Genomic DNA, 17027 nt, shown 5'->3' on the forward strand with positions numbered 1-17027 from the left:
ACCATCTCGCCGACCCACTCACCCATCGCCACACAACGAGTCTGGCCCTGCCGCTGACGCGGCAGGGCCAGAACCCAAGATCTTCATCAGACTTCTAGGCCGTGTTTTAGGAAGCGGGTGAGTCTTGGGCGGAAAGTTCTTCGGCCAGTTCCATACAGCGCAGGCGGGCTGGGGAGAAGTCGTAGGGCATCTTGCCGGTGGCTTCGAACACGCTCATGGAGTCAGCCTCCCGCCTGCCAGAGCTGAGGTGGGCCTCGCCCTCGCCGTCATCGGCGGTGGCGGGGTGCAAAGTGTTCCAGGCGTCGAAGAGGTCATCGTCGTCCTCCCCCAGGCCGGACTCCTCGATGACGGCCTGCAGGGCGCTTTCGAAGGTGTGCCGCTCGACGGCCACTTGAGCCACCCGTGGATCATCGACGGCGACACTGTCATCGAGTGCCTCCTCGGCCTCATCGATGCGGTCGGAATCCTCCCGCAGAGTGGGATGCGTGGCCAGGACGACGAAGCGGGTGGCCTGGACAGCCGCGCCGAGCGGGCCGAAGATCCGCTCAGTGACCAGCAGACTGTCCAGGTCCGCCTGACGCAGGGAGCCCTCAGGCAGGCTCTTGAGGCGTTCGGTGACGAAGTCGGAGAGCAGGCCCATCCGCCTGCCTTCGGTGCGCATCCGCTGCACGGCGGTCCGCTGCCGCCGCAATTCCGCCTCCTGCTCGGCAAGGGTTTCCTCCAACCGCTCCAGGATGCCCGCGATACCTTCTCCGCTGTCCGCACCGGCGGAAGCCGTGCCGGTGGTAAAGGCGTCACGGATGTCGTCCAGGGCGATCCCGGCATCGGCCATCTTGCGAATCCACAGCAGGCGGATCATGTCCTCGTACCCGTAGCGGCGGCGGCCATCGCCGCCCCGCTCAGGCTCGGGGAGCAGCCCGATCTCGTGGTAATGGCGAATCGCCCGTGGCGTGCTGCCGGCGAAGGCCGCCGCGTCACCGATCTTGACCTGGCGGGGTGGCTTGAAAGACGAATGCATGAGCAGGGACCTTTCCTCAAGGCATCGGGACGTAAGTCCAGCGGACCACATGCCGCTACGGAAGGTGCAACCCCATACACACCGCTCCGCCCAATGACAAGAGATGCGCGTTCGTCGACGCGGTCGCCCAGGTCGCCGCGGGCGCGACGGTCGTGGATCCCGAGGTGGTCCGCCAACTCCTCAACCGCCGCCGTGATCCCCTGCAACGCCTGACCCCAGAGAGCGCGAAGTCCTCGCACTGATGGCCGAGGACCGCACCCATACCGCCATCGCGGGCGAGCTGTACGTCACTGAGGCAGCGGTCAACAAGCACGTCAGCAGCACTCTTCAGAAACTCGAACTCCGCCTCGACGGTCACGGACACCGCCGCGTCCTCGCGGTCCTCACCTACCTCCGCGGATGATCAGCGACGATCGGTTGCCAGGCGCTCGGTGAGCGAAGGCGCCTGCCGAGAACGTCCGGTCGCTGGCAGGACGGTGCTAGTTCTGTGACCGGGAAGGTTCGCCCGTGACCTTGACCTCTACCGCAGTTGAGGTTCAAGACTTTCACCATGGCCAATGATCTTGAGCTTGCCGCAGATGCCCTGCCCGATCCAACCCGTCCGGACGCGGGTCTCGTCCTCATCTCCGAATGGCAGACACAGGGCCGTGAAGAGCAGGAAAGAGTCATGAGCGGTGTCATGGACGTCTGGGAGAACACCCGGCTTCCCACCGCCTATCTCTCGCGTTACTGCCTCGAAGGATCCGACGGCCGCACAATCCTCAACTATGCCCAGTGGACCAACAGCGACGCCCACCGGGCGTTCGCTGCCAACCCACAGAATCAGCAGACCCTCGGCAGCGCGATCCAGGGCCTGTTCACAGCCGGCCCGCCCGGTCGCTACAGGCTCTATCGCTCCATCGCCCTGCGCGAGGCCGCCGTTCGATACTTCACCACGGCGTCCTACGACATCGAAGACTCCGAAACCGCCCGTGAACTCGCCGACACGTTGGCCACCCGGAGCGTCGCCGCCGCACCCACCGCGTTGATCGCTGAGCACTTCCACATCAGCGAGGACGGGCAGCGTCTCTACGTCCTTAGCGCACACGAGGCCGAACCGGACGAAACCAATCCGTGCTTCCGCCCTTACCGCGGTCTGGCCCGGCGGCGGCCCGTCGCCACCTGAAAGGCTCACACCCACAAACGCCGCATCCCCTCAGGCCCACCGTCCACCCCGGCGAACCTTGCCGGTCACAGCACGAGCCGACGACGAACGCGGCCGGGCGGAGCTCGCGGAGTGGGCGCATCGACCAGCTGCTCGCCGCCGTCCGGTCGACGGGCCGGGCGACCTTCAGCTGGTGGACGGTGGCGACGGTCTCGCGGCGGGCCTTGGCGCGCTCGGTGAGCACGAGGGCGTCCTCGCCGGAGATGAAGTGCGTCCGCACGGTGACGGACGACTCGCCGGCCTCCAGGGGGATACCCTCACCGGCCACGACGAGCGTGCCGCGGTCCTTGCCGCGCCGGATGTTGTGCGGGGCGGCCCCAGCGTCGACCGGGGCCTCACCCAGCGCCATCTTGGCCTGGGACTCGGTGCCGAGGACGAGAGAGCCGCGGATGTGGTTGCCCTCGCGGGACCGCTTGGGCAGGTTCCCGTCGGTGGGGTCCTGGGTGCCTTCCCAGATGGTGACGTTCACCGCGCGCCCCTGGTCGTGGATCTTCTTCACGGCTTGGAAGTAGCGGGACGTGGCCTTGCTGCCGCCGTAGGGGCGGCCGTCCTCACTCTTGGCGCCGCAGCCGTAGGCGACCTGCGCCTCGTCGACGATGAGGACGACGGGCCCGGAAGCGGGGGTCTGTGCGGGCCATCTCGCGGGTGACGCCGTCGGTGGCGCCGGACTCTTCGAGCAGGGCGATAGGGGTCTGTATCTCGGTGACGCCCCACTCGACCATGTCGGTGGCCTGCGCGACGTGGTCGTCGGTGGGCCCTTGGATGAGGACCTGGCCAGGCCGAGGAAGTCGCGCCAGTCGCCGACGCCCTTGAGGTCGGCGATGTAGAAGTCGACGGTCATCTCGAAGGCCAGCCAGAGGGCGAAGGCGCGCAGGGAGGCGGTTCTGCCCTGGTGGAACGCGCTGACCGGCACTGGAGTCCCAAGATCACTGGATAACTGTTGCGGCGCAGCACGGGACGGAGCTCGCCGCCGCTCTGAGCTCCCGCGCCAGTTGGGAGCGGCGGGCCGGGGCCTGGCCCGCCGCCGGGGCGTGCCCGGGGTGCTGCGCACCCCAGACCGCGCGCTGTGCGCGCTCACGCCCGGGTGGGCCAGGCCGCCGGGCCGCTGCGCGCCCCGACCGCGCGCTGCGCACGCTCGCCCTGCCTTCCACCCTCGCCGGGCCCGCTGCGCGGCCTACCGGCGGCCCGCCCGGTACCGGGCAGACGCTGCGCGCCGCCCGGCCGTCTGCGACGGCTGGGCGGCAGATCCGCACCGCTGCGCGGTGCGGATGGGCGGCACGACGACCGGGCCCCGGCCCGCCGCTCCAGGGCGTTGAAATTAGAAACGGTGGGAGGCCCGCACAAGCCTCTTACCCTGTGCCCCCCACTTCGTTTCCCGCGCCGCCGGCCTGAGTTGAGCGCCCATCGGGGCCGCTCCTCACCGCCCCCATTCCGCGCCCACCCCACGGCACCCAGTCCCCCTTGAAAAGGCATCGAGGATCACAAGTTCGGCGACAGAGCCTGAACTTGTCGTTCAACGTTCGGCGCCCGTGGCGTCGCGGAGTCGAATGCTCGGGCAGAGGTGGAAAGTTCGGGATCTCCCTCGATCCGCTACGAGATACGCGTCGACCTTCACCTCGGACTGCTTCAACTCGCCTGCAGCATGATCTGCTTGACTCCGAACCTCGTTCTGAATCGATCAGTTAGAGACAGCTCTCGGGGCGGCGGCATGGTCGTCCTTCTCGGTCGGCTGATGAGGGGTGTGGATAGGACGGACCGAGGCGAAGGCTGTGGCGAGCTGGTCGAGCAGGGGCGCTGCGGAGGGGTGGGGGTCACGGCGTGGTGTGATCGCGTAGATGCCACGGGTCGGGGGATCGACGAGGGGCAGGGTGGTGACTCCGGTGCGCAGGGCGCCCGTCAGGACGCCGGGTATCAGCGCGATTGCGTGACCGGTTGCGACCAGGGCCAGTTTGCCGACCAGATCGGCTGCGGTGAGGCCGATGCGGGCGCTTACACCGGCGCGGGCAGCGTGTTGGCGCAGAAGCGCCGCCGAGCCGTCGTTGTCCTCGACCCAGATCTGGTCGGCCAGCGTTTGTATGTGCACTGGGCCGCGCCCGGCCTGCGGATGGCCGACGGGCAGTGCGACGACCATGTCGTCCAGGCCGAGGAACCGGCGTTTGACCCGGGGGTCGTGCGGCAGCCCTGGCGGTGCATCGGTGACAACAGCGATGTCGAGATCGCCGGCGATCAGGCGGTTGTGTAGTTGCGCGGTCAGGCCTGGCAGCAGGTTCCACCGGATGGATCCTGCTCGCTCGAGCAGCCCCCGGATGGCCTCGGGAACGATCCCTGCGGCCAGAGACGGTGTTGCGCCGACAGCCAGCGGCCGAGTGAACGTCCCGTCACGAACATCTCGTACGGCACGAACAGCGCGGTCCGCCTCGTTGAGCGTGGCCACGGCGTGGTGCCGGAACACCTCGCCGGCAGGCGTCGGACGCACACCGCGCGCATGGCGTTCCACCAGAGGCACGCCGAGTTGCCGCTCCAGCCCGGCGATCTGCCGTGAGACGGCGGACTGCGTGTGATTGAGCTCGGCCGCCGCCGCCGACAGTGACCCGAGTCGGCACACGGTCACGAAGGTGCGCCACACCGTCAGTTCCATGGCGTCAGTATGCACAGCTGGCATGCGTCTCCCGCATGGCTGGCCTGCACAATATGCGCTTGTCGCAGGCTTCCCGGTGCGCCACTGTGGCGTGCATGACCACACCGAACAGGATCGCCGTCCTCGGCTTGGGGCGCATGGGTGGCGCGATCGCGTCTCGACTCACTGCCCAGGACTGGGACGTCGTGGGCTGGACACGCTCAGGGCGCACATCAGGCACCGTCAAGACGACCAGCGATCCGAACGAGGCAGTGGCAAGGGCCGATCTCGTGCTCCTGGCGTTGTTCGACGGCCCGGCCTGCCAGCAGGTCCTCGACGACGTCCGTGACTCGCTGCGACCGGACACGATGGTGCTGAACACCAGCACCATCGCCCCTGCCGAAGCCTCGAATCTGGCCCGGCAGCTCGGCCCGTCCTACGTTCACGCGCCCGTGCTCGGCTCCGTGCCGGCTGCCGCCGCGGGCGCCCTGCAGATTCTCGCCGCCGCCGACCAAGACGCGCTCGATCGAGCCCGACCGGTTCTGGAAATGCTCGGCACCGTGCGGCGCGTCGACGACGCCGCCACCGCCGCCGCGCTCAAGCTGATCGCCAACAACAGCCTCGCCGGCGCTGTCCTCGCAGTGCGCGACTCACTGCGGCAAGCGGACGCCCTCGGCCTACAGCGCGCCCAGGCACTGGACGTCCTCGAACTCGGCCAGCTCGGCGGGCTCGTGGCCCGCAAACGCCCCTTCCTCGACGGTGAGTCGCGCGCCGACACCGCCGACTTCACGATCGGTGCGCTGGCCAAGGACATGACTCTGCTGGCCGACGCGTCGAACACCCCTCTGCGTAGCGCCGTCGGTCTGGCCGACACCTCTGCCGCCCCCGAGGCCGACATCGCCATGGCCGCCACAGCCCCCGCCGTGTCGGACGCCGTTCTCCAACCACTCCGCGCCTACATTCGCGGACATGCCACCGGCGAGCCCGCCCACTTCCGCGACGCGTTCCTCCCCACCGCCCACATCGAGGGAATCCGGGGCGGCGCTTTCGTCTCGTGGCCTCTGGACGAATACTGCGCTCTCTTCCACGGTCACTCGGCCCCGGACGAACCGACGCGCTCTCGCCGGATCGACACCGTCGACGTCCACGGCACCATCGCGACCGCGACCATGACGCTCCAGCACGGCGCGGAAACCTTCACCGACCTCTTCCTGCTGGTTCGCGTCGACGACAGTTGGCGCATCGCCAACAAGGCTTACCACCGGCACTCATGAGAGAGCGAGAAGCGATCCCTCGCTCGTTGCAGCGTCGCGTCGGGATCAGGTGTTCCGGCCGGTGAAGTCGGTGTTGCCCTGGCTGGTCCCTCGGTCCATCAACCAGACTCCCGGCCCGCCCCTGAATCGATGAATTTCGACCTAGCCTCAGGGAACGATCACTACGCGCTCGGGGAACGATCTTCGGCAAGCCGTGAAGGTGCAGGTCAAAGCTCCGGCGCCGTGATCACACCAGCCATTCCAAGATCATCCCATGAGTTGGAGTGGCTCTGCGCGATGTCCCACGGAATCCGATGGCGCGACGCAGCACTGGTGTCAAGAATCGCCGGATGCATGAAGTGAAGCTGCCCGACGGGATCATCACTCTGTCCCCGCTGCGCCTGGACGATGCGGAGGCGCACCTCGCGGGGGAGGACGAGCCGCTGGTTCGCTGGCTCAGCGGCGGTCCCGGCACACGCGAGGGCGTCGATACCAACATCCGGCACTGCCTGGAACAGTGGGAGATGGCCGGGCCACTCCGCGCAATCGGCATCCGGGTGGGCGTCGACGAGGCGCTCGCGGGACGATCGACCTGCGGTTCGCAGCAGAGGGCCTGGCTCCCGGCCAGGTGAATGTCGCCTATGGCCTCTACCCATTCTGGAGGGGCGCGGCCTGGCCACCCGCGCGGTCCTCCTGGTACGCGGCAAGCGAGGGCGGGAAGGAGGCGGTGATCCGGGTCGAGCCGGAGAACGCCGCATCTGCCGCAGTCGCCCAGCGGGCGGGGTTCATCCCCGGCAAGCACACTCACGGCGAGGATGGGACACGTCTCGACTGGTACATCCGGGACCCGGGCATCGATACCCAGCGATGACCCCGGTCCCCCAAGCCGGCATGAGCGCGTTTTTGACAACGCGTGACCAGCGATTACGGGTCAGGCCTTAGGCCGCCTCTGGCCTCACTGCGCGTCGGGCTGCCTGCAATATGACTCGCCATGGCACCCGCCTCCGTGTCGAGTGGTTCGCCCCGACGAGACGGAATGGGCACATCCAATTTCGCGCAGGTGGCCTTGCCGTGCACTTCAGGCGTCCGGACCTGACCTGCGCCTCTACCACGGGCCAGAGGGCCACGAGCGGATCTACCATTCGTGGCCTGGGACGTCAGCCGAAACGGCGCCCGCGGCGCTGTGAGTGATTGTTCTTGAACTGCGGCTGGCTTTGGGCGGCAGCCAGTGATCGCTTGGATGCGGGATGCTCACCACCCCTGACAGCACCTTGTGCCGTGGCTCGCGTCAGGTGATCTATTCGCTGTGCACGGGCGAGAAGCGTCCGTAGGGTTCCGCCATGACCGACGAGAGCGAGCGTGCAGTGCAAGCAGCTATGGATGCCGAATTTCGGCTGCTTGATCCGGAGGTGCGCGCTTTTCCAGCCCGCGTGTTGGAGCTTTTGCACCCGGAGTTCACTGAGTTCGGCGTGTCGGGACGCCGGTGGGACATGAATTCCATCCTCGCGGTCACGAGCGGCGGAACGGTGTCATCGAAGTCTCCGGTGCAGGTCAGCGAGGTGTCCGGGGTCGTTCTGGCTCCCGGCGTCGTTCACCTGACGTACTTCGCCGACAACCAAGGGCGTCGGGCCTGGCGAAGCTCCTTGTGGCGGCTGACGGAGACGGGCTGGCGCATGTACTTCCACCAGGCAACTCCTGTTGCATCCGAGGTCGAGTCGCCATGCAGGTCACCGGCGGTGATGGAGTACAGATCGCCTTAGAGGCTCCACCAGTAGGTAGGCACGGGAGTCAGTTGCCTACCCAGGGCGTTCGATTACCTGACGCAGTCAGGCCGTGCGGGCACGGAGGCGGCGCAGCATGCGTGGGTCCTCGAAACCGACTGAGCGGGCGGCGGCGTCGATCGTCGCGCCGTGGCTGATGAAGTGTTGGGCGCGTTCGAGGCGGAGGGTCTGCTGGTAGCGCAGTGGGGTGAGCCCGGTGGCGCGGCTGAAGAGGCGGGTGAGGGTGCGTTCGCTCACGCCGACGGCCGAGGCCAGGGTGGGCAGCGGGAGCGATTGGTCGAAGCGGGCGTCGATGAGGTCTTGGGCGCGGTGCACGGTGTCGTCGAGGTGAGACCGGTGCCGGAGCATCGCGCTGGACTGCGGCTCATGGCCGTTGCGGCGAGCGTAGACGACCATGTCCCGGGCCACCTGGGCGGCGACGGCTGGGCCGTGCCGGGTTGCGACCAGGTGCAGGGCCAGATCGATGCCGCTGGCGATGCCGGCCGAGGTGATCACCCGGTCGTCGGCGATGAACAGGACGTCGCGGACGACCACCGCCCTTGGGTGGCGCAGGGCCAGCTCGTCCTGCACGTCGTGGTGGGTGGTGCAGCGGCGGCCGTCGAGCAGGCCAGCCTGGCCGAGCGCCTCGGCTCCGGCGCAGACGCTGGCCACCGTCCCACCCCTGGCGTGGTGGTCCCGGAGGACCTGCAGGGAGGCGGTGCCGATGGCGGGGGCGTCGGCCAGGGCGACTGTCCGCCAGCCGGGCACCACGATCAGGTCCTCGGGCCCGAGCTCGGGCCAGTCGAGTCCGGCCACCAGCGGCAGCCCCTGGGCGGTGGAGACCTGTGGCTGCTCGGCGACGTAGGCGAGCGTGTAGGGGTGCCCGAAGTCGGCGGCTGTGGAGAAGACCTGCGCGGGGCCGGCCAGGTCCAGCAAGTGGGCTCCCGGCACCAGGAAGAAGACGATGTGGCTCACGATTCGGTCATCATGCCTGAAGTCCTGCTGCGGCCTCCAGCTGGTCGACCGTCGCGATGGTGGCGAAGCGTCCGGCGAGGGCGTACTCGGTGCGCCTGATGACCTCTTCGGCAGGCAGCGTGCGTGGGTCGGCCAGCAGCTCAGCGACGCTCTGGTCGGCGGGAGCGTCGCGGTGGGGGATGGGATTGGTCGCGGTCGCGTCGACGACAAAGGTGACCCGGTAGCCGAGGTCGCCGGCGACGCGGGTGGTGGTCTCCACGCACTGCTCGGTGCGGATGCCGCAGACGGTGAGTTCGCGGATGCCGCACTCGGTGAGGAGTTGTTGCAGGTTGGTGGTGGTGAAGGCGTTGTGTGAGGTCTTGTGGATCAGCGGCTCCCCATCCGCCTGCTCCAGCTCCTCCATCAGCCGGACATGGCCGAGGGCCGGGTCGAAGACATCGCCGGTGCCGGGCTCGGAGTGCAGTACCCACACCACCAGGTCCCCAGCCTGGCGGGAGAGCCGGACCAGTCGGTTCACCTGGTCGGCGATCTTCAGGTCGGAGGTGGTTGCCCAGAGCGGACGGGCGCGGAAGGACTCCTGGACATCGATGACGATCAGTGCTCGGGTCATGTCCCCAAGCCTGAGCCGCGCGGGCGGGGCGGCGACAGGCCGCATCGGGTCCGGCAGCGGACTGATCCGGTCAGCAGTAGGTCAGGCAGTTGAGCAACCGCAGCAGGGCCGAGGGAACTGCGCGAGATCGGTGGGCAGCTGCCTGTGCCCTCCCGCTTCGCGCACGCAGTTGATCAAGCAAAGCCTCGCGTCTCTGGACAGTGCACATTAGGGCGTCCGCCAGCCGGTCATCGAATGCGAGGGTTTCGTGGGCGAGAGCCCCAGCGGTAGAGCGTCCAGGCGCGTCGGAGCAGGCAGCGGATGGTGATGATGGCGCTGGCCAGGGCGATGAAGAACTCGACTGGGGCTCTTCGTCGCTCGGTACAGCGGCGGAGCTTGCCGAAGTTGTTCATCCAGGAGTTCGTGCGCTCCACCACCCACCGTTCGCCAGCCTGGATGAGGGTCTTCGCGCCGCGCTCGGCGATCTGACCAAAGATCCCTCGGGCCTCCAGGTCCTGGTGGACCATTCTGTAGTCGTACCCGGCGTCCAGGCTCAGGCGCGGGCGCTCGGGCAGGGGCCCCAGGACCGCTTCCAGGTCGGCGAAGCGGTCGAGGGTGGCGGCAGCAGCGTGTGGTCGCGGGTGTTGGCCGGCGCCGGGTCGGTGACCAACGGTATGCCGTGCCCATCCGTCAGCTGTGAGCGTTTGATGCCTTGTTTCGCTCGGTCGACGGGGCTCTTGCCGGCGCACTCGCCGCCGGAGGGGGCCTTGGTGATGCAGCCGTCGGCAGACAGCTGGTCGAGTTCGAGGCCGACCATCCGGTCGTAGGCGGCCAGCACGAGCAGCCTCAGGGTCTCCATCACCCCAGCCGCGATCCACTCGTCGCGGCGGCGGCGCAGGGTAGTGGCGGAGCAGGAGCTGTCGGCCGCCCGCTCGTATCCGCAGCCGAAGACCAGGACCTGCACCAGGCGGTCGAAGACCACCGCGTCATTGATGCGCGGGTTGTGGCAGCCCCACGGATGGCGGTCCTCACGCGTGGGCAGCAGCGCGAGGAACTGGTCACGGATCGGGTCGAGAACGCATGATGGGACGGCAGGCACGGATCCCCCGATGATCATGAAGCGTAGAGAACTCCATGATCGGGCGAACCGTGTCTGCCCTGCTACCGCCACTCAGTTCAGCACCTACTGGCGGACGCTCTTAGAGACCGTGAGCAGCGGACTGCCGCTGGTGCTGCTGCACGGATTCTTCGGAGACCGCACCACGTGGCGGTCCGGCTACGTCGATGCCCTCGCCGACAGCCATCGCCTCGTCCTCATCGATGGCCGTGGTCACGGCGGAAGCGATGCACCCCACGACGTGGACAGCTACCGGATCGACCGTCAAGTCGAGGACGTCACCGCCGTACTCGACGAGCTGGGCTTGGTGGGCGGCCATTTCCTCCAGGACCATCCACGGCACAGCGACCCTGTGGTGCCCCGACTGACCCAGCTTCCGGATGATGTCCGCACGCGGTCCTTCGGGCGGCAGAAGGTTCACGGCATTCGTATCAAAGATGATCACTAGGCCTCCCCGTCTCATTGAGGAGGTATCTCAACCGGCAGCTGAGCCGGATGACTATGGAAGGCACCGACCGCACCTGATGCGCATCCATCCGTACGGTGGCGCGGCTACCGGTGCAGAGCCACCACGGAATCCAGCACATCGCGGCCTGCGGCGGCAGATTGCTGTCTGGTGAGCGGGTGTTGGGATGTCGGGGTGGCTGGGGTCCGGTGGTTTGGAGGCGCAGGTTCCACGGCTCACCGGGCCCCAGCTATGAGGCCCGGTTCCCGGGAAGATGGTAGCTACACCGTTTGCCCGGAGAGATGTCCTGATCCGGGACATGCCTGTGGGCCCCGGATATACCCGGGGCCCACAGGCATGCTGCTGCTTGGCGGGTTACCAGCGATACCAGCGTCCCTTGCGGCCACCTGTGTCCGCGGAGCGCATGACGAAGCCGAGCAGCCAGACGACCAGCACGATGACGGCGATCCACCACAGTGCCTTCAGTGCGAAGCCCGCGCCGAAGAGGATCAGGGCCAGCAGAAGAACGAGTAGCAGGGGAACCATAGTTATCAACCTCCGTCGCTCCTCGTGCCCGGCGAATCCAAGAACACACGGTCGATTTCCATGGTTTCTCCACTGCTCTTGCGGGCACTGAACCCAGTTTCTCCACGGCGTTCACCTCACCGTCCGGCCGGTGGGCGGCTGTCGGTTCTCTCGCGTTCCACAGAGCGGCCGCAGCCACCACCCGGTACGTGACACGCGGATCCGCTACGGCACTCTGATCGGCGCAGCCTGGTGGCCGGATGGTGGGGCACTGGACCGGTCGGCCCCGGGGCGTGTTCTTCCTGCCCCGCCAAGGCGCTGCGCGGGGCGGTGCCGTAGTCATCCCCGAGTCGGCTGCGGGGCACCCGCCTTGGCTGCCTGTTCTCGCCTGTACGGTCCGTGGGTGTGAGCGCGGACGCGGTGGCCAACCCGGCAGGCAAGGGTTGGGTCTACACCCCTTGGGAGCTCTTGGCCGTCCAAGGACGGAGAAGAGCTCCCCTTTGTGTGATGTTCGTGCCACGGTGGGGGTGTCTTGCTGTCGCGGTAGGGGGCAGGCGTACAGGGATGCCTGCCCCTGTCTGGAGACCAGCATGACAACTTCCCGCGTGCCGCGGCCCTCACTCGACGGCACACGTGATGACGCCACGACCGCCCGCCTGGAGCGGGAGAACGCGCAGCTGCGGCACGCCGTCGGCTCCCACGCCAGGGTTGACCAGGCCATCGGTGTCCTCATCGCGATCCACCGGCTGACGCCGGCGGCCGGGTTCGAGGTGCTGCGTGAGGTCTCCCAGCACACCAACATCAAGCTGCACAGGGTGGCTGAGATGGTGATCGCCTGGGCCCTGGGGCAGCCGCTGACGGAGTCGGTGGGGCGGCAACTGGACGCGGCCGTGCGGCGGCACTCACGCCAGCAGGATGCTCCTGACGCGGAGGCCGGGTAGAGCGCCGCGCCGGGCATGGCGTGGGTTAAGCGATCAGGGCCTGCTCGACGGTGGAATGGCAGCCGATGACATGGTCCAGACCGACGAGCTGAAAGACTCGCAGCACCGATTCCTGAGCGCCGGCCATACGCAGCCACCCCTCAGCGTCGCTCATGCTCTTGTGTACGGCGACGAAGACGTTGATGCCGCTGGAGTCCATGAAGGTCACGCCGGTGAGGTCCACCACGGTCCGCAGCGGCGTCACGCTGCCAAAGGACAGCAGGGCCTCACTGAACACATCTTTGACATCGTGGTCGATCTCGCCGCGCAGGGTGATCACCCGGATGCCGTCGACGGTGGTGCGGTCGATCGACAGGCCGGGCCGGGCTGCTTCGGGGGTGTTTGTCACCTTGTCCTTGGCTGTCTCTCTGATGGGGGGCTTAAGGCTCCGACACGATAGTGCGTCGGTAACCCGCCTCGATGCTACGGCGAACACGTGTGCGGCCCGTTACCCGGTCCTCACGTGACATGTGCGGCATAGTGCGGGGTACGCGCAGGCGTGTGAACGGGGGGAAACAGAGGTGGATCCGACGGAAGCAGTCCCCGATGGCGAGGGCAGCGTGATGCCTGACGCCCAGCGGATACAGGCCACCGTCGCCCTGGACGGCGACAGCTCTTGTATCGCCGAGGCACGTCACCGCGCGGTGGACTTCCTTGCCCGCGTCCAGGCTGAGCACGGCCTGCCGGTGTCGGCTCGAGCGATGGACCTGACGCAGCTGGTGGTCAGTGAGCTGGTCACCAACGCGCTCAAGTACGCTGCCGGGCCGGTGCTGATGGAGCTGCGCACTTCCGGCGTTGTGGTGGAAGTGGTCGTGTGGGACAGCGATCCAGTCCTGCCGGTGGCCCGGGCCGCCGATGCGGGCAGAGTCGGGCAGCACGGCCTGGAGATTGTCATGGCCGTCGCGCAGGGTTTCGAGGTGCAACGGGAGCCGGTCGGCAAACGAATCACCGTCCGCATCGCACTGCTCGACGACCTGGGTGGTGACATCACCGGACGCCGCCCTCAGTAGCAGCCGGCGTTCCCCCTGCCCTCACCATTTTCCCCGATGGCCTGCCGTGAAGCGGCGGGCACACGGGACGGTCGACGGCGGGGGAGAGGTGAGAGCGAGCGCGGTGCCGCGTGCGAGGGTGCCGCCACCGGCCTGCAGCGTCGCGGTATGACCAAGTCCGGCGCATGCCGGTTTCTGCTCGAGCGGCTTGTCGAGACTATTCCCCTGCACCCACTGGCGGCCGGATGATGAAGGCGTGGGTGCAGGATTAGGGGGTAAGCGCTGCGTCGTCGGCCGCTTCGGCTGGCCGCGGCGGGATCAACCTCGGAGGGGAACAGCATGGCGCCCATGAGCATGGCGGAAGCGCAGACGCGGACGACTGAGCTGCCCGAGGTTGCTGACCCGTCCCGGGTGGCCCCCCAGGACGCCCGCGAACTTTCGAAGCTGTTCTTCCAGCAGCTGGCCATCCTGGAGGAAGGCACCCCGGAGCACCAGTACGCGCGGAACACGCTGATCGAGATGAACATGTCCCTGGTCCGCTTCGCGGCCGGCCGGTTCCGCAGCCGCGGGCCGGAGGAGATGGAGGACATTGTCCAGGTCGGCATGATCGGGCTGATCAAGGCGATCGACCGCTTCGAGCTGTCCCGGGAGGTGGAGTTCACCTCCTTCGCCATCCCCTACATCGTCGGCGAGATCAAGCGGTTCTTCCGCGACACCACCTGGGCTGTGCACGTCCCGCGACGGCTGCAGGAAGCCCGTGTTCAGCTGGCCCGTGCCACCGAGGAACTACGCAGCCGACTGGGCCGCACCCCGACGGTCAAGGAACTGTCGGAGCTGATGAGCCTGCCCGAGGAAGAGGTCCGCGAGGCCCGCCTGGCCGCCAACGGCTACAACTCCTCCTCCCTCGACGCCACGATCAACGGCAGCGAGGACGGCGAAGCCGCGCTGCAGGACTTCATCGGCACCCCGGACACGGACCTGGAGCTGGTGGAGGACTTCCACGCCCTGGCCCCGCTGATCGCAGAACTCGAGCAGCGCGACCGGCAGATCATCCACATGCGGTTCGTCGAGGAACTCACCCAGGCCCAGATCGGCGAACGCCTGGGCGTCTCCCAGATGCACGTCTCCCGGCTCCTGTCCCGCACTCTTGCCCGACTTCGTGAAGGCATGCTCACCACCAGCTGATACCTGTCGCCCGCGAGGGAGGACAGGATGGGCGGCGCGGACGCTGCCGGGGACCGGGGCGCGCTCGACGGGTTTCGCGTCGGCCGGGGTCGCGCTGCGCCGCCGTGCGGGCACGGTGCAGGCGTGCGAGCTGGCGCCACCGGCCGGAGGTATCGGGGGCGAAGCCGACGCCGATCTCCACTTTGGCTTCTTGGCCAGCTGGTGCGAAGTGGACCGCGGAGGTCGATGCCCGGCATCAAGGAGCCGTTTTCCGGCTGCTCGTTGGCTGACCTGGAAATGGATCGCGGCGGCGAAGTCCAGGGCCTGCGGGTTAGCCGCTCATGCGACCCCTTGCGATCATGTCCGCCGTCACCACGGCGGCTGCCGTCTCGCTCTTGGCCCCCTCCGCGTCCGCGTCGGTCACGATGAGCGCAGACCACACCAACGAGGAACTGACGAATCCCGTCAAGGGCGCCGGACCAGCAGGTGATGCGCGCATGCTACGCCTTGGACGCAGACGACGGCTGCATCGCCGACGCCCGTCGTCACGCCATCGCTTTCCTCGACCAGGCCCACGCCGCCCACTACCTGCTCGTGCCTGACCGTGCCCGTGACCTCACCCAGCTCGTCGTCAGCGAACTGATCACCAACGCCCGCAAGTACGCCCCCGGACCGGTCCTGATGGAGCTGCGGATCACCGGTCGCGTCGTGGAAGTAGTGGTGTGGGACAGCGACCACACCGTGCCCGCAGCCAGGCCTGCCCATCCCGGCCGGATCGGCCAGCACGGCCTGGAGATCGTCAAGGCCGTCACCGAGGACCTGTTCATCGAGCAGGAGCCGGTCGGCAAACGCATCACAGCCCGTATCGCCCCGTCCCACACTCCCAGTGATGCCGCGACGGGCAGGTAGACGGCACAGCCCGGCCCTTGCTGCGCCGCTCCCTCGGGGGTGTTGCCTGTCAGCGCGGAGGCGGGGCCCGGTGCCACCTCGATGGTGTATTCGCAGCCGTCGGGCCCGGCAGTGCGCACCAGGATCCGGATCCCGCCCGGATCGTCGAACAGATTCCCGGGGCGTGGTCCCACTTCGGCAAGCCGTCCGTCCTGTGCCAGCAGACGCATCACCAAGTTGCGCAGTTCCTCGCAGGTCATACCCGGACAACGACAGCACGGGCCGCAGCGGTGCTGCTCGGCGAGCGGTTCGCTGAGTTGACCGGCCATTGGGCTTGAAGGGTGCTGGGGGCGCCGTCACGTTGACTGTTGGCGTGGGATGATCTTCGGATTGATCACGCTGGAGGGGCCGTACGTGGAGAGCACGCCGCCGTCGTACAAGGGTCACCGGTACCCGGTCGAGGTCATCTCCCACTGCGTGTGGCTGTATCACCGCTTCCCTCTGTCCTTCCGCGAGGTCGAGGAGCTCATGCTCGAGCGCGGGATCGTCGTCTCCTACGAGACGATCCGCCGATGGTGCGCCAAGTTTGGGCAGGCCTACGCAAACGCGCTGCGCCGCAGGCAGCCCCAGTCCGGAGACAAATGGCACCTGGACGAGGTCTTCATCAAAATCAATGGGGACCAGAAGTACCTGTGGCGGGCCGTCGACCAGGACGGGCACGTCCTCGACATCCTCGTGCAGAACCGCCGGGACAAGGCCGCGGCCAGGCGCTTCTTCCGCAGGCTGATGAAGAAGACGTGCGCGGTGCCGCGGGTGATCGTCACCGACAAGCTCCGCTCCTACGGCGCGGCCCACCGCGAGGTCATGCCCTGCGTCGAGCACCGGCAGTCGAAGTACCTCAACAACCGGGCCGAGAACAGCCACCAGCCAACCAGGCAGCGCGAACGGGCGATGAAAGGCTTCCGCTCCGTGGGCGGCGCCCAGCGGTTCCTGTCCGCGTTCAGCGGCATCTCGCCCCACTTCCGGACCCGCCGCCACCTGATGACCGCTGCCGCCCACCGAGCCGAGATGAGCGTCCGCTTCGCGATCTGGGACCAGACCACCGGCGCTTCCGACCGGCCCACCACGGCCTAACCACAGGCCCGGCTCCCAAGCCCACCCTGCCCCGACGCGCCGTCAGGCAGTCACACACCCAACAACCTCGACACCAGTCGCGGCACAAACCGCCGCTGGTGCTCAATGAACACCTGCGGTAACAGGGTCAAAAAAGCCCGGCTCGCCGACAAGTAACGACTACAGGAAACCGCCCCCCGTAGCTCTCCGGTAACGCCTCGCGCTCATGTCAGTGGCGGGTCGCCAGCAGCGGACGCCGCCAGCACCCTGTCAACAACCTCACGACCCGCAACACCTAGAGGTTGTCCCGTAACCGGTGTGGCGGTTGGTGCGTTGGCTGGGCATGGGTGGGGTGATCTCAGCGGATGATCCGAAGTGGATCGAGCCGTT

17 protein-coding genes and 3 pseudogenes are annotated in these 17027 nt (G+C 67.8%); 12 read left to right on the forward strand and 8 right to left on the reverse strand.

Translation table 11 applies throughout. The annotated features are described in order from the left end of the window. Positions 1 to 106 precede the first annotated feature (106 nt). Complete coding sequence (locus tag IO24_RS0139220) at positions 107 to 1018, reverse strand: MerR family transcriptional regulator (protein ID WP_031144534.1); 912 nt, start codon at positions 1016 to 1018, stop codon at positions 107 to 109. 110 nt (positions 1019 to 1128) lie between these two features. Here IO24_RS0139220 and IO24_RS41585 point away from each other — a divergent pair. After that, positions 1129 to 1421: pseudogene (locus IO24_RS41585) on the forward strand (LuxR C-terminal-related transcriptional regulator); the annotation flags it as partial. A gap of 147 nt (positions 1422 to 1568) precedes the next feature. Beyond that, on the forward strand, positions 1569 to 2183 hold the full coding sequence (locus IO24_RS45460) for a hypothetical protein (RefSeq protein WP_157851344.1): 615 nt from the start codon (positions 1569 to 1571) through the stop codon (positions 2181 to 2183). On the opposite strand, the gene IO24_RS41595 is transcribed toward IO24_RS45460, so the two are convergent. Both IO24_RS41595 and IO24_RS0139235 read right to left on the reverse strand, forming a co-directional pair. Continuing rightward, entirely contained in the window at positions 2095 to 3135 is a 1041-nt protein-coding gene (locus IO24_RS41595) for a hypothetical protein (RefSeq protein ID WP_031144536.1), read from the reverse strand. The genes IO24_RS45460 and IO24_RS41595 overlap by 89 nt on opposite strands. A 765-nt stretch (positions 3136 to 3900) precedes the next feature. Then, positions 3901 to 4860 carry a LysR family transcriptional regulator gene (locus tag IO24_RS0139235; RefSeq protein ID WP_045297339.1) on the reverse strand — a complete coding sequence of 320 codons (960 nt, stop codon included), beginning with the start codon at positions 4858 to 4860 and terminating at the stop codon, positions 3901 to 3903. Between the two features lie 95 nt (positions 4861 to 4955). Between IO24_RS0139235 and IO24_RS0139240 the strand changes: the two genes are divergently transcribed. The 3 genes from IO24_RS0139240 to IO24_RS0139250 all read left to right on the forward strand — a co-directional run bounded on the left by IO24_RS0139240 (position 4956) and on the right by IO24_RS0139250 (position 7852). Further along, a complete protein-coding gene (locus tag IO24_RS0139240; protein ID WP_031144540.1) occupies positions 4956 to 6113 on the forward strand; it encodes a nuclear transport factor 2 family protein in 1158 nt (385 codons plus the stop codon). A gap of 329 nt (positions 6114 to 6442) precedes the next feature. Further along, positions 6443 to 6724 (forward strand): GNAT family N-acetyltransferase, encoded by a 282-nt coding sequence (locus IO24_RS46990; RefSeq protein WP_234335416.1) that lies wholly within the window; start codon positions 6443 to 6445, stop codon positions 6722 to 6724. Positions 6725 to 7432: 708 nt separating this feature from the next. Further along, the gene (locus IO24_RS0139250; RefSeq protein ID WP_045297341.1) at positions 7433 to 7852 is read left to right on the forward strand and encodes a nuclear transport factor 2 family protein; all 420 of its coding nucleotides are present in this window, start codon (positions 7433 to 7435) and stop codon (positions 7850 to 7852) included. Positions 7853 to 7918: 66 nt separating this feature from the next. Here IO24_RS0139250 and IO24_RS0139255 read toward each other — a convergent pair whose 3' ends face one another. The 3 genes and pseudogenes from IO24_RS0139255 to IO24_RS41605 form a co-directional block, all read right to left on the reverse strand. After that, positions 7919 to 8827 carry a GlxA family transcriptional regulator gene (locus IO24_RS0139255; RefSeq protein WP_031144544.1) on the reverse strand — a complete coding sequence of 303 codons (909 nt, stop codon included), beginning with the start codon at positions 8825 to 8827 and terminating at the stop codon, positions 7919 to 7921. Positions 8828 to 8837: 10 nt separating this feature from the next. Further along, positions 8838 to 9437, reverse strand: a complete 600-nt coding sequence (locus IO24_RS0139260) for an isochorismatase family protein (protein WP_031144545.1) — start codon at positions 9435 to 9437, stop codon at positions 8838 to 8840. A gap of 227 nt (positions 9438 to 9664) precedes the next feature. Beyond that, positions 9665 to 10515: pseudogene (locus IO24_RS41605) on the reverse strand (IS5 family transposase). Positions 10516 to 10624: 109 nt separating this feature from the next. Here IO24_RS41605 and IO24_RS44050 point away from each other — a divergent pair. Next, positions 10625 to 10981, forward strand: a complete 357-nt coding sequence (locus IO24_RS44050; protein WP_157851345.1) for an alpha/beta fold hydrolase — start codon at positions 10625 to 10627, stop codon at positions 10979 to 10981. Positions 10982 to 11353: 372 nt separating this feature from the next. Here IO24_RS44050 and IO24_RS0139275 read toward each other — a convergent pair whose 3' ends face one another. Continuing rightward, positions 11354 to 11524, reverse strand: a complete 171-nt coding sequence (locus tag IO24_RS0139275) for a DUF5670 family protein (protein WP_030933194.1) — start codon at positions 11522 to 11524, stop codon at positions 11354 to 11356. Between the two features lie 569 nt (positions 11525 to 12093). Between IO24_RS0139275 and IO24_RS0139280 the strand changes: the two genes are divergently transcribed. Further along, positions 12094 to 12444: an ANTAR domain-containing protein gene (locus IO24_RS0139280; protein ID WP_045297344.1), complete on the forward strand. Its 351-nt coding sequence runs from the start codon at positions 12094 to 12096 to the stop codon at positions 12442 to 12444. A gap of 25 nt (positions 12445 to 12469) precedes the next feature. On the opposite strand, the gene IO24_RS0139285 is transcribed toward IO24_RS0139280, so the two are convergent. Next, positions 12470 to 12832, reverse strand: coding sequence for an STAS domain-containing protein (locus IO24_RS0139285; protein ID WP_031144553.1), 363 nt, complete (start codon positions 12830 to 12832; stop codon positions 12470 to 12472). 214 nt (positions 12833 to 13046) lie between these two features. Here IO24_RS0139285 and IO24_RS0139290 point away from each other — a divergent pair, with 214 nt between their 5' ends. From IO24_RS0139290 to IO24_RS46995, 5 genes and pseudogenes are all read left to right on the forward strand, one after another. Beyond that, positions 13047 to 13493, forward strand: coding sequence for an ATP-binding protein (locus IO24_RS0139290; protein WP_037669782.1), 447 nt, complete (start codon positions 13047 to 13049; stop codon positions 13491 to 13493). 327 nt (positions 13494 to 13820) lie between these two features. Beyond that, entirely contained in the window at positions 13821 to 14657 is an 837-nt protein-coding gene (locus IO24_RS0139295; RefSeq protein WP_031144557.1) for an RNA polymerase sigma factor SigF, read from the forward strand. A 468-nt stretch (positions 14658 to 15125) separates the two neighbouring features. After that, positions 15126 to 15545, forward strand: a complete 420-nt coding sequence (locus IO24_RS0139305; RefSeq protein ID WP_045297350.1) for an ATP-binding protein — start codon at positions 15126 to 15128, stop codon at positions 15543 to 15545. A 393-nt stretch (positions 15546 to 15938) separates the two neighbouring features. Next, the gene (locus IO24_RS0139310; protein ID WP_031144561.1) at positions 15939 to 16658 is read left to right on the forward strand and encodes an IS6 family transposase; all 720 of its coding nucleotides are present in this window, start codon (positions 15939 to 15941) and stop codon (positions 16656 to 16658) included. Between the two features lie 78 nt (positions 16659 to 16736). Beyond that, a pseudogene (locus tag IO24_RS46995) lies at positions 16737 to 16814 on the forward strand (CGNR zinc finger domain-containing protein); the annotation flags it as partial. Between the last annotated feature and the right edge of the window lie 213 nt (positions 16815 to 17027).

This window comes from Streptomyces flavovariabilis (assembly GCF_000725785.1).
GTDB classification, from domain to species: Bacteria; Actinomycetota; Actinomycetes; order Streptomycetales; family Streptomycetaceae; genus Streptomyces; species Streptomyces hawaiiensis.